This is a genomic window from Zavarzinella formosa DSM 19928, from assembly GCF_000255705.1.
Taxonomy (GTDB): Bacteria; Planctomycetota; Planctomycetia; order Gemmatales; family Gemmataceae; genus Zavarzinella; species Zavarzinella formosa.
Genome location: NZ_JH636442.1, coordinates 813,880 through 823,045 on the forward strand (window position 1 = coordinate 813,880; position 9,166 = coordinate 823,045).

At 61.1% G+C, this 9,166-nt stretch carries 11 protein-coding genes; 4 read left to right on the forward strand and 7 right to left on the reverse strand.

Annotated features, from left to right (window positions below; all coding sequences use genetic code 11):
* The coding region (locus tag BGIM_RS52265) for a hypothetical protein (protein WP_193789014.1) at positions 1–277 on the reverse strand (277 nt) is incomplete at its 3' end.
* A 196-nt stretch (positions 278–473) separates the two neighbouring features.
* On the opposite strand from BGIM_RS52265, the gene BGIM_RS0124895 reads away from it, so the two are divergent.
* A complete protein-coding gene (locus BGIM_RS0124895; RefSeq protein ID WP_020472434.1) occupies positions 474–716 on the forward strand; it encodes a hypothetical protein in 243 nt (80 codons plus the stop codon).
* Positions 717–798: 82 nt separating this feature from the next.
* Here BGIM_RS0124895 and BGIM_RS0124900 read toward each other — a convergent pair whose 3' ends face one another.
* From BGIM_RS0124900 to BGIM_RS0124915, 4 genes are all read right to left on the reverse strand, one after another.
* Complete coding sequence (locus BGIM_RS0124900; protein WP_029630443.1) at positions 799–1,638, reverse strand: matrixin family metalloprotease; 840 nt, start codon at positions 1,636–1,638, stop codon at positions 799–801.
* Positions 1,639–1,727: 89 nt separating this feature from the next.
* Complete coding sequence (locus tag BGIM_RS63275) at positions 1,728–2,942, reverse strand: glycoside hydrolase family protein (protein WP_020472436.1); 1,215 nt, start codon at positions 2,940–2,942, stop codon at positions 1,728–1,730.
* Positions 2,939–4,132 (reverse strand): hypothetical protein, encoded by a 1,194-nt coding sequence (locus BGIM_RS0124910; protein WP_020472437.1) that lies wholly within the window; start codon positions 4,130–4,132, stop codon positions 2,939–2,941. The genes BGIM_RS63275 and BGIM_RS0124910 overlap by 4 nt, the downstream gene beginning before the upstream one ends.
* Positions 4,129–4,788, reverse strand: a complete 660-nt coding sequence (locus tag BGIM_RS0124915) for a hypothetical protein (RefSeq protein WP_020472438.1) — start codon at positions 4,786–4,788, stop codon at positions 4,129–4,131. The genes BGIM_RS0124910 and BGIM_RS0124915 overlap by 4 nt, the downstream gene beginning before the upstream one ends.
* 85 nt (positions 4,789–4,873) lie before the next feature.
* On the opposite strand from BGIM_RS0124915, the gene BGIM_RS0124920 reads away from it, so the two are divergent.
* From BGIM_RS0124920 to BGIM_RS0124930, 3 genes are read left to right on the forward strand one after another with little or no spacing between them, the layout of a single operon-like run.
* On the forward strand, positions 4,874–5,698 hold the full coding sequence (locus tag BGIM_RS0124920; protein ID WP_020472439.1) for a hypothetical protein: 825 nt from the start codon (positions 4,874–4,876) through the stop codon (positions 5,696–5,698).
* Complete coding sequence (locus tag BGIM_RS52270) at positions 5,695–6,342, forward strand: Shedu anti-phage system protein SduA domain-containing protein (RefSeq protein ID WP_020472440.1); 648 nt, start codon at positions 5,695–5,697, stop codon at positions 6,340–6,342. Before BGIM_RS0124920 ends, BGIM_RS52270 begins: the two co-directional genes overlap by 4 nt.
* A 9-nt stretch (positions 6,343–6,351) precedes the next feature.
* Positions 6,352–6,909: a hypothetical protein gene (locus BGIM_RS0124930; RefSeq protein WP_157369390.1), complete on the forward strand. Its 558-nt coding sequence runs from the start codon at positions 6,352–6,354 to the stop codon at positions 6,907–6,909.
* Here the strand turns inward: BGIM_RS0124930 and BGIM_RS0124935 are convergent, their stop codons facing one another.
* Both BGIM_RS0124935 and BGIM_RS0124940 read right to left on the reverse strand, forming a co-directional pair.
* On the reverse strand, positions 6,910–7,848 hold the full coding sequence (locus BGIM_RS0124935; protein ID WP_020472442.1) for a hypothetical protein: 939 nt from the start codon (positions 7,846–7,848) through the stop codon (positions 6,910–6,912).
* Between the two features lie 13 nt (positions 7,849–7,861).
* A partial coding sequence (locus BGIM_RS0124940) for a hypothetical protein (protein ID WP_029630449.1) occupies positions 7,862–9,166 on the reverse strand: 1,305 nt, incomplete at its 5' end.

The following is a 9,166-nucleotide window of genomic DNA, read 5'->3' on the forward strand; positions in this document are numbered from 1 at the left end:
GAAAGGCATCCTCTCCGGGCGGCGGGATCCGGCGGCCGCGTATCCGGCCGACATAACCACCGCCGGCCGAGGCTCGCACGAAGCGGGGCTGCACTTGAGGCGGGATCTCGGTGCGGTCGAAGAACAGCCGCACGGCCTCGCGGGCGGCCCGCTCCTCGACCCATAATCCGAGGTTGATGTGAGAGCGGATCGAGCCGTCCCAGACGCGCGCTTGCCAGCGGTCTTTGACACGGCGGACGTGACGATAGTTTGATTGAAAAGTCGTGGTGGAACGCATTGGCATCCGGGGTAGAATGACAGTGCGTTGGGGGTGCTAATCCACGCGGGGAGCCGGGCCGTTGCGAGCGGACCCGGCTCTTGTTGTTCACCGAACTGGCATTGGCGTGATGCTTGTGCGAGTCGATAAGGGGAATGTAAACAGCCGGTTGCCCGAGTCGCAGGTGAGTTGCTCGTATTCTGTTAGGAACTAACGCATGACCAAAACTGAACTTCACCACACATTTACCGCCGTCGATGATTCCGGTGAAATCCACGAGATCCAAGTCTGGCAGAACTACGTGATAAACTGCAAACCAGACGGCACGGATGTGGTGTCGCCAACAACAATCGAACTAAGGGCCGCCAGCGGTGTGCCGGTGAACAAAGTCTCAAAGGGAGAATACCGCACATTCCCCGATGGGACTCGGTTGACCTCCGATTCCCCGGAGGCGATCTGACAAAGGGAAGGCTTCGCAATGACCGACGATGATATCACCTTCCTCCTCTCCGGCCCAGCCTCCACACCGTCCGAGCATCGCGTCACCGGCCGATCAGATCCACCTTGTACCCGGCTCGCCGGAGCAATTCGGCCAGCCGTTCAGGCTCGACCGCATGGGTGATCGGGATCGGAGGAGCCGCACTGGCAGTCGGCCGCCGGCCGTAGCCCAGGGCGATCATGCGCTGCACGTCCCGAGGCGTGGGGAACCGCACCGTGGTCGAGTAGGTCGGCTCCAACAGCGACCCCGTCCCGACGTCGTCGTGGACGAGCCCCAGCACATGGCCGATCTCATGGCAGGCAACCCGCACCAGGTCGATCTGGGCTTGGCTCGGCGAGGCGGCGATCGTCCACCGCTCGGCCCTGTCATATCGCTGCGTCTTGGGCGTCTTGGCGCCGTCGGCCAGTTCACTCCAAGCCAGCACTCGCGACACGCCGTCAATGTCCGCGAAGTGCGACCGGACAAGCGCATCATCCGGAGACTCGACAAATTTGGGCGAGATGTCCAGATGGGTTGACCAAGCCCGCCAGGCCACATCGAAGGCCTCGACGATTTGATCATGCGTGAGCGAGCCGGCATAGCCGCTCGTGTCCACGCTCCAGGTGATCTCCCTGACCGGCCAGGGCTTGGTCGCGAACTGGTCGGCCAGCGTTTCGACGCGGCCGCAGTAATACAGCACGTCGGCCGGCGGCCCGCCGATTTGCTCGGGTGACGAGACAGGCAGCGGGGGCAGCGGGGGGACGACCACTCCTCGCGTCGAGAGCCAGCCCGTCAGGACGGCGGCGAGGATCATGACCCCCCATTTGGCCAGCGCCGGGACGTAGGCCTTGATCGCGTCAAGGGAGGCCGCCGGCGTCGCGGCGGGTGTCGGGGTATCGGCCATCGTGACTCCTGTGAGATCCGCAAAAAAAACTGACACCGTATGTGTCTGACAGGAGTGATCATCGCGGCCGGGTTGCCCGAGCGGGGAATTTATTTGATCGGACATAACCGCTCCTCGATTTGTTTTGCGTCGAACGCGGACACCCGACACCAGTGATCGTTGTGCCCATAGCTCACCACCCACTGATCCCCGTCGAGATAAGCCCCGCATGGGAAGGCCGTTGCCGCATACCACGACTTGCCGCCGTGCGGTCCCTTGGGCAGATCCGCCATCACCGGCCAGAGGATCGGCTCGCGGGTGATACGCAGCGGCCGGAACGGAGGTTTGCTCTCGAAGGTACAGACGCCCGTCGTGTAGATCGCGGGCAGGCCGCGATCGTACCCGCTCTTGTCCGTGCCGTGGAAGAACGCATACCATTCGCCGTTGTGAAGGACGGGGGCGGCGCCGCCACGGGGCAGGCCGAACTTCCAAGGCACGCCGGTCGCCTCGCTCACCGGCAGGGCAAGGTCGCCGGTCAGTTCCAGCACCACCCACGGCCGCATGGAATACACGACGAACAGACGGCCGTCGTGGCTGAACGGCTGCCAGTTCTTTTCCCACTCCGTGGTCCGGTCATACTTCGGTTCCCACACACGGACCGCGTTGAGGTCATTGTCCAGCCTGGCGAACAACTGACGGGCGACAGTGTGATTGCCGGGTTGCCGGAGCCGCACACCGATGAACGACAGGTGCATCGCGCCATCGTGGGCGAACAGCCGGGGATCCTCCCGGCCGCCGACGCACATCGGATGAGGCAGGCGAATCGTCTTCGACCCGCCCGGAGTCATGTCTTCATGGATCTCCGCAATGTGAATATTCGCCCCCACCCATCCGGTTCGGTACGCCAGTAACAACCGCCCGCTGAACGGCATCAGTGAGCAGTTGGTCTGATGGCGGTCAGGGACCAAACCCGCCCCGAATTGATGCGTCCACCGGGGAACAAGACCGGGGCGTGTCTCCTCTCCGTTCAACGGCAGATAATCGGGACACCGGCCGGGTCCGCAGTGATCGCAGGGTTTGACGCCGGCGGCGGCGCCGTGGCCCCTGGAACATTTGCGGTGACGACAACCGCCGTTGCCCCGAGCGTCTTCAAGATGCTCGCAGAGGGGGAGGCTGATCGGAGCCGGCGCGAAATTCCGCACCCGGACGGGTTGTGGCCTCGACCGCCTCTCGGTGGTCAGGCGTTCCATCAGAGCCCGGCGGGCGTTTCCGCAAGGCACGCACGCGACGGATTGACAGGGCTGTTCGGCGGCGGTGCAGTTCATGCCTTGGTGATTCTCAGGGTCGGGGCGCCGACGTGATTGGTGACGATGATCGAGAGCGGATCGCATCTCCAAACGGATGTGTCGATGTCCGGCCGAAGACACTCCCCGCCGATGATGACAATGTGGCCGCCGGAGTCGCGGAACTGTGCCCCGCCAAAATCCCATGACCAGTCGTCGGCCGTGCCGGAGTGACCGCATGAGCAATACACCACCTGGCCGGCGATGATCTCTGGCACGCCGTCCGGCCCGGTCGTCGGCCCAGACGCTGGAAACTCGTAACTATTGCTCAGCGGCCGCCACACCCCCAACAGCCAGAACGGCGAGAAATCGAAACCCGGCCCGGAGTATGTCGGGTCGGCGTTCTGACTCACCAAAATCTTGACATATTTGGGGATCGTGTCGCAGATCCCGAACAGACAGTCGCCGTCGGCGACCGGGATGTCTTCCTGATCGCCGGGCGTGGCCGGGGGCGGGGGCACCGGGCCGATTCCCGGCGGCCCTCCGTCGCAGCACGGGTCGAACTCGGCCGCGAAGATCCGCTTGCCGTTCTTCGTCTGTCCGGTGTCCCGGCCGATGCGATACATCGCCGGCCCGGACCCGGCGCAATTGACCACACCGAAGATGCGCGTGCCTTCCTTCGTCAGCAGCGTGCCCACACCGATCCGGTAATCGCCCGGCCCGGAGCCGGAGCCACCGCATGACGTCTCGGTGACCGTGACGGTGAACGTCCCGGCGCAGGGTCCGCCGTCGACGGTCAGGTCGGGCGACTCCCACAGGAAGATATCCGGCGATCCCGCCGAGACGCAACTGACCGGGCGCCACACCCCGCTGTCGATGCTGTCAAACTCATGGCCGGAGATGGTCAGGCGGTAGCCGTCCGTCGACTCGCCGGAGAACGACATGATCGTGAACGTGCCGCAGGGTGTCACGATCGGCGAGCCAACCCCGCCGCCGAATCCCCAGACCCCGGCCTGCGGATTGTAGTTCAGGGTGATCGGCGGGACGGAGGACATCGAGCCGCCGAAGGTCAGCAGGAGGCAGCAAGAGAGCGGATAGAAGCAAAAAGCAGTCTGGATCGGATCGCAATCCCCCCCGCCCCCCGACGACGAGCAGGGCCTCGGGGCCGCGAAGATTCGCTTGCCGCCCTTCGACAGCTTGGTGTTGACGGTGATGACGCGGGATTGGGTCATGGGACGAGCAGCACCAGGACGGCCTCGCCGTCGGAATAGTCGGTGTGACCGGGGCCGAAGTCGACGATGTGACCGGCGATCAGACCCTCATCATCCACAGTTGACGGGTCGAGGTGAACCATCTCGGTGTCGCCCGTGGTCGGTGATTGGCTCAGCAAGATCTCGCCCCAGACCACGCCAGTGCCGGAGGCATTGAAAGTGATGTGGAAACGACCGGTCGAGCCGGAGACGACCTTCTCCGTCGAACTGGTCGGACTGGCGTATGTGTGGGCCGCATCGCCCACGTCGATTTGAACCTGCGTCAGCCCGGCGACGACGGCCCGGCCAATCTTGCCGGCCGCGATCGGCTCCTGGGTGACGCAGATGACCGAGGACGCCGTCGGCGTCGTCCCCTTGACGAGTTTGGAGTTCTTGAAACCGTTCAGGTTGTCGGCCGGATTGATGACCGGGTCGCCGACGGCGAGGACGCCGTATTGCGGCACCGTGCCATCGGTGTCATTGCGGACGAAGATCTCGACGGAGGTTTCGGGGTTCGCCGGCCGGACGATCCCGCCCCGCCGGCCGGCCAGCAAGTCGATGACTTGGTTCCAGATGGCGGCCGAGGGCTGGAACAACTCGCCCGGCTGAACGTGTTTGTTGGGGATTCCTCTGGCCATGCCGGCATCATCTCAGGCGGGTTGCCCGAGCGAAGCCAGAATGTGTAAGATGAAGCCGCAACATCACTACGCCAGAAGGACCGCCATGAAAACCATCCAAGTGGTCACCGATTTGAAACTGGCACCGGATTCTTCGGAGTTGGTTTTAGTCCGAGAAACCTTGGAAATCCAAGATGGGGAGTTTGTTGTTGTCGGAGAAAAATCCGAGAGCAAAATCGACTTGTTAAGGCCTCGCGCCAAATTAAAACCCCAACTTAATATCAATAAAAACATGTCCGCGATCATCTCCGTCATTGTTCAAAACTCGGGGTTTGCTCCTTTTGTCATTGAGAAGATTTCCCTTCAATTCCATCCAGGCAACACAATCGACTCAAATGAAAATCAACTCCTGAGCAACATGGCTTTTCAACTCTCTCCCGTGAGCACCAAGGAATCAGCGATGATTTTTCCCGGAGAGACAAGGACATACGCTCTCATCGATTCGCTTGCCGATAACATGTTGTTCATGACGATGAAGAATCGAATGACTGCATGTGACGCGGTTGTTTTTTCGGCAGGTGCCGAACTGGCAAGGATTGAGGCGACGCATATAGTGGAGACCGCCCGGAGAATCAAAGCGTCGAACCAGGCAAAAGTAAGCGTCAATCCAACCGCGAAAAATGCGATGGAAAGCCTTTCTCCTGAAAGCCGGGAGAGCATCATCGCCAAGATTTCCGAACTCTCCAAGATTCCCGTCCCCCAGTGGGCGCGACAGCAGAACGTCACAGTCGTCAGCGGCGAGGATTTTTTTCACGTTCGCTTTCCGGATGATATTTTGGTTTTTGTTTTTCATAAAGACGGGCATGTACAAATTATTGATGTCATCAAAAACGCTCCCGAGCAAACGAAACGAGACGATGACTCAAAATGAAATCTTTTATTCCGGTCTCATTCGACCTTGCCAAGGCCGAGGAAGCCGTGCGTGAATTTTCCAATTTGCTCACGCGAAAAGATGCTCTTGGCGAGAGTGCAGACATCCTTCCCCTGTTCAGGCGTCTTCCCTTACTTTGCCACATGTGTCACGTCGGCAGTAAGTCACTTGCATTGGGATCAGTCAACCGCTATGCGACGGAATACCATCTCTTCGGAAGTTACGTCTGCGACTTGGTTCTTGCCGATTGGGAAAATTCAACCTTCACATTCATTGAATTTGAGGACGCGATGCCGTCGAGCGTCTTTGTGAAGAACGGCAAAAAAGCTACCAAGGAATGGTCGAAACGTTTTGATCATGGTTGCAGCCAGATCATCGACTGGTTTCACAAAATCGCGAAGATGACGGAGCATCCGGACTTTGAAGACCTGTTCGGTCACCGGTCCATCAAGTTCGACGGCCTTTTGGTGATCGGCCGCCAGAAGGGGCTATCGACCGGAGAACTACAACGGCTGGAATGGCGATCCGAGCATGTGGTGGTTTACTCGCAAAAAATCAATTGCGTCACTTACGACGGATTGCTGCAACAGATGATGACTCGTCTTGAATTCTGGAAGACACTCACGAAAAGCGCGTCCACCTGAGCATTACGAATGTCTTCGCCGCGCAGTCAACCCTTTCGGACTGTACTGGTGCGCCATACACTTTTCGGGGTCATTCTTTTCCCTTCAAGAGACCGCCATATGAGGATATTCGCCACTTGCCTCGGGCTGTTAGCGTTGGTTTCCACCCTTTATGCGCAGCCAAAGGAAAGAACCGCCGACCAGGTCCGCAAGGAGATTGCGGAACACGAAAAGAAACTGGCCGAACTGAAGGCCGAGCTGGCCAAGGTTGAAAAAGTCAAAATTGCGGACGAGTTAAAATATCGAAGCCTGAGTGTCGGAGATGTCGGGTATGGAACGTCATTGTTGTTAATGGAAGGACTGCGAAATCTACAGGTGAACGAAGTGATTGACGCGAAAACGGCAATCATCAACTCGCTGAACGCGACGGACAAACCGTTTCTTCTTAAGGGCGTTGACACGTCGGCCTGGGCTGACAAAAAGACGATCACACTCCGCATGCTGCTCAAGGTCACCGGTACGCAAAAGATTGGTTCCACAACGCTCTATGTCGTGGAGCCATATGTTATCGGCAAGCCGAAGGAATGATCAGAGACCGATGCCGAGGTGAGTCTTGAAATCGATTGGCTCGTAAACACGATGCACGTAGTACGCAGTTGGTAATTGAATGCGAAATTCGCCATCCACATCCGCAGCATCATACGCCACCCACAAGTAATCATGCCCGGGCTTCTCGGCGACGACCAGCGTGTTGTCGCCGAGAATGTCGATCGCTCGTTCGGTGGCGGAATACTTGAACCTGTAAGTGATCGACCACGACTTGTCACTGTCCGAGTATTTCCCGTCGCAGCCCAGAAACAGGACCTCGAAGGCCCCGAGCCCGAACCACGGATTGAGGTTCATCTTGCCGGTCGCCCAGCACAGGCGGATGAACCGGCCGATCGTGAAATAACTCAGCTTCGTGGTGTAGGCGAACTCGGGGACGGGGGCGACGATGTCAACGCCGGCCACTCCCTCCTTGCTGACGCCGATGGCCAGCTTGACGTCCGGGGCGGCCTGGGCCGGGCCGACGACTTTCTTCCCTGACTCGGTCAGGGACTTGGCCCGGGTGATATGCTCGGTTGCCCCCGAACCGGTCGTGAAGGTGAACTCCCGGCCGAGGTCGGCATCCGGGTCGGTGTCGCCGGCGGGGTTGCCGCCCCCCTGGCCGGTGTCCCCCGGGCCGCCGGCCGGCTCGGTTGGATTGGCTCCGACGTCGTCGCCCGCGTCGGTGGCCTGGCCGGAGTCGTAGTTCACCGTGACCACGTAAATCCCCGCCCCCATGTCCTGCGTTTCGATTTTGCTCTTCAGCAGGACGCCGGTGATTCCCGGAACCGGCTGATAACTCGCCGGACTGGTCTGGTCGGCCAGTTGATAGGCGGCCGCCTCGTCGGCGGCCTCGCGCACCATGAACAGCCACGGGGCCGAGGCCCCGTCGCGGCCGATGGAGAGATTGCGACTCCCCTTCAATTCATGAATCAACGGCATGTCTTCCCCCTGCTCAGTCAAACCGCAGCCGGTTTTCGTTGAACTTCTTGAACTCCTCGCGGAGTTTCTCAGTCTCGTCGGCGCCCTTCTTCGTGTTGGCGGCGATCTTCTCCGACACGCTGCCGCCGATTCCCAGCGACTGGCTGATGTTGCGGCCGGAGAAAGTCCCTGCCGCCGCGACGCCAAACTGGGCGGCCTTCACCAGCCGGGGCATCGGCCCGAGTTCGGCGATCAGCCGGGGCGCCGGACCCTGTTCCGGAGCCTTGGGGAGACGGTCCGTCACCTCGGCAAGCCCCGCCGCCGCCTCCTCCCGGATACCCTCCAGGCCGGCCTTCAACATCTGGTCAAGGGCGTCGAGCTGTTTCTGGCTCGCCTGCCGGTTCACGGCGAACTGCTCGTCGGCGAGGTTTTCCAGACCGGCGGCCACGGCGTCGATCAGATCTTTCGTGCCCTCGATTTGACCGCCGCCTTTGGCGGCGAAAGCCCGGGCCGCCCGGTCGGCAAACGTGTCCGGGGCGATGACGGATGTTTGTTGGTCAAACTTCTTTTGGGCATTGTCGCGGGTCTGGTCGCCGGCGGCGTCCGCCTGGTCGGCGGCGGCTTTGAGGGCGATGGCCTGCGGTGAGAACGAGGGCAGGAACCCGGCAAGTTTTTTTCCAAAGCCCGCCATGACGGAAAGAGAATCGGCGATGGCGTCGCTGATTGACTTGACCACGCCGTCAAACACGACTCCGATGGTGTCGCCAATGTCCACGAACAGCCTGGCCGTGCGGGCGGCGAAACTGATCAGATCATGGGCCGCGTCATTGGCCGCCTGCCTGGCCCCGTCCTTGAAGTTGATCTTGAACTTCTCCCAGGCGATGTCGAGCCCGAGAACGCCCGCCTTCCAGGCGGCTTGCACGCCAATCCACGCCGCCTGCACCGCCCCTTTGAACTCGCCCGCCTTGGCCAGCGAGACGATGGCCGACCAGGTTTCGCCGAAAACCGATCCCATCGTCCGGAACGCATCGACCAGGCTGTCGATCGCGGCGGCCGACGCCGGCCCGAAGGCGGTTTGAAAATATCCCCCGACCGCCTTGAGCGTCGACCAGACATGTCCCAGGACAACCATGAGCCCGTCGAAGGCGGACGAGAGAACCCCGGCCGCGAAGGCGGCAACATCGCCGAGGACCGCCTTGACCCCCTCGAACACGCCGGCGAAGAAATCCCCGACGGCCGTGATCGTCTCCGGAAACGACTCCCAGGCGACGACGGCCAGCGTCACGGCGGCCGCGAGGGCGGCCAGTCCGGTCACCGCCGCCACGGACACGCCGACGAC

What these genes read in the sequence shown, in the direction of transcription:
- BGIM_RS0124895 (WP_020472434.1), top strand. Translation starts at nt 474, where the DNA reads ATGACCAAAACTGAACTTCACCACACATTTACCGCCGTCGATGATTCC.
- BGIM_RS0124900 (WP_029630443.1), bottom strand. Translation starts at nt 1,638, where the DNA reads ATGGCCGATACCCCGACACCCGCCGCGACGCCGGCGGCCTCCCTTGAC.
- BGIM_RS63275 (WP_020472436.1), bottom strand. Translation starts at nt 2,942, where the DNA reads ATGAACTGCACCGCCGCCGAACAGCCCTGTCAATCCGTCGCGTGCGTG.
- BGIM_RS0124910 (WP_020472437.1), bottom strand. Translation starts at nt 4,132, where the DNA reads ATGACCCAATCCCGCGTCATCACCGTCAACACCAAGCTGTCGAAGGGC.
- BGIM_RS0124915 (WP_020472438.1), bottom strand. Translation starts at nt 4,788, where the DNA reads ATGGCCAGAGGAATCCCCAACAAACACGTTCAGCCGGGCGAGTTGTTC.
- BGIM_RS0124920 (WP_020472439.1), top strand. Translation starts at nt 4,874, where the DNA reads ATGAAAACCATCCAAGTGGTCACCGATTTGAAACTGGCACCGGATTCT.
- BGIM_RS52270 (WP_020472440.1), top strand. Translation starts at nt 5,695, where the DNA reads ATGAAATCTTTTATTCCGGTCTCATTCGACCTTGCCAAGGCCGAGGAA.
- BGIM_RS0124930 (WP_157369390.1), top strand. Translation starts at nt 6,352, where the DNA reads ATGTCTTCGCCGCGCAGTCAACCCTTTCGGACTGTACTGGTGCGCCAT.
- BGIM_RS0124935 (WP_020472442.1), bottom strand. Translation starts at nt 7,848, where the DNA reads ATGCCGTTGATTCATGAATTGAAGGGGAGTCGCAATCTCTCCATCGGC.